The organism is Petrotoga sp. DB-2, assembly GCF_054051725.1.
The window spans coordinates 1-2,151 of sequence record NZ_JBSVZD010000058.1 but is presented as its reverse complement, the minus strand read 5'-3'; the positions used below and the strand labels follow the sequence as shown (position 1 = coordinate 2,151).

At 41.9% G+C, this 2,151-nt stretch carries 2 protein-coding genes; both read right to left on the bottom strand.

All coding sequences use genetic code 11. The features are described 5' to 3' along the window. A partial coding sequence (locus ACW9JY_RS10390; protein ID WP_457284321.1) for an ABC transporter permease occupies positions 1–980 on the bottom strand: 980 nt, incomplete at its 3' end. A gap of 58 nt (positions 981–1,038) precedes the next feature. Next, the coding region (locus tag ACW9JY_RS10385; RefSeq protein ID WP_457284320.1) for an ABC transporter substrate-binding protein at positions 1,039–2,151 on the bottom strand (1,113 nt) is incomplete at its 5' end.

Sequence of the window (2,151 nt, the reverse complement as noted above, 5' to 3'; positions counted from 1 at the left end):
AGTGGATATATTAGATCTATTATGAGCGTTGCTGACGCTATCCCTATTACCGATAACGAGACTACCCCTATTATTAGATTGTAGTCGTTTGAGTTTATCGCTCCGTATAGTAACGTTCCTATCCCTGGATAGGCGAATACTATTTCTGTTATCAATGCCCCTCCAAAGATTTGCCCTAAAGATAGCGCTAAGTTGGTTACTTGCGGTAATAACCCGTTCCTGAATACGTATTTGAAGGCTATCTTTGATTCTTTTAGTCCCCCCGCTTTCGCATACATTACATAGTCTTCCGCTACTATGTTCGATACTATGAGTTTCATCGTTTGTATGTTGGCTGCTATTCCTAAAACCATCAGCGATATCGCAGGTAGAAACGAGTGTACTAACACGTCCGATATGAACGCCCAGTTGAACCCTATTTGTCTTCCAACTGAGTATCCACCCGCCGATGGGAATATCGGTATCAAATAGGCAAATACTATGAGTAGTAGTAATGCAAATATGTAGTACGGTATGGGCCTTACCACCATCGCTATGTTGTCTAATGTTTGTGCCCATGCCTTGTTTTTAAAGTATCCTGCAAGTGCCCCTATTATACTTCCTACTAACCAAGAGAGGATTGTAGTTGTTAATAGTAATCCAGCCGTCCAGGGCAGTGAGTCCATTATTAGCTCCATTACAGGTACCGGAAATTGAAAGAGCGATGGCCCAAAGTCTCCATGTAGCAGCCTTCCCCAAAAGGCAACGTATTGTTGGAATATCCCTCCTTCTAATCCGTACATCTCTGTGAGCGATTGCCTTAATGCTTCAACAGCCGCTGGGTCTAAGAAGGCTCCTTGTGATGTCATTTGACTGATTACTTGTTGTACGGGATCAACCGGCGTTAGCCTGGGTACAATAAATACCACCGTTATCCCTACGAATACTACAACTAGAAATTGTATTATCCTTGGTAGCAAGTATCGCTTGAAAAATAGCAAGTGTTACACCTCCATAATAAGCCCCCCGAGGGGGGCTTAATGTATTTATCTGTAGCCCTTATTTCCTACCTGTTGGTTCAAGAAAGGGGAGTACGTATTTCAAATTTGGCCAGTGATGATAGGGAATCATATACGGATTTTCAGCGCCAGGATAATTCGTCCAGTAATACTCATCCCATCCTACTACTCCAGGATATCCAAAAGTTGGAATTGAAGGCATTTCTTCTACAAGTATTTTTAATCCTTCCATACCCAATTCCATGTTTTCCTCACTACCCCAGTCCACCTTTTCCATTCCTTCTATAACCTCATCCATTCTAGGATCTGTCCATCTGCCTGGTGCAGGGCCTAAATTAGTAATAGCATTTTCTCCTATTGGTTGGTAGTAGTTTGAGTGCATACTCGAAAAAACACGGTACAAATCAGGATGTCCACCCCATGGTTCCATTGCAGGCCATTGGGAACTAACCTCAAAGTTACCTAACGCAGTTACACTCGCATCTTGTTCGCTGGGAGTAACTGAAACATCTATACCAAAGTTTCTCCACTCTTGTGCCGCAGCAAGTGCATTTCTATGCGATGGATGTGAAGGATTTGCATTGGCAATAATATTAATTTTCCAAGGTGTACCGTCTGGTAACAACCATTTGCCATTTTTATCCCTTTTAAATCCATTCCTTTCTAACAGTTGTTCCGCTACATCAGGTGCATATTTCCACCATGCTGGACCAAACATCTCTTTCAACGTTTCTATATCGTTTGGTACCTCGTATCCTCTTTCCCTCGCATATTGAGCTGCTCTTAATGTCGCCGTTGGATCGTACGGTTTAAATGGTTCTCCATTAACTTCTATGTCTAAGGTGAAATCTTTTAACCATTCTTCCATCGGTTCATAATAAACCTCTTGGTAATAAGGCATTGGTGGGATGTGAAGTGCACCCATAGGCGCAGCACCATCAAACGCTATCCCTATGTAATCCACTATATCTATTGCAAGAGTTAATGCCCACCTTACATCTTTAAGGTTGTATGGATATACTTCGGTATTGAATATAACACCTGTCATACAAGGATCTGTGTTGACCACCCATGGGTATTCTATTCTGTATCCTCTTGAATATGGATTTCTTTGTATGAGGGCTTTGAATCCTTCGATTGATAATTGTACCAT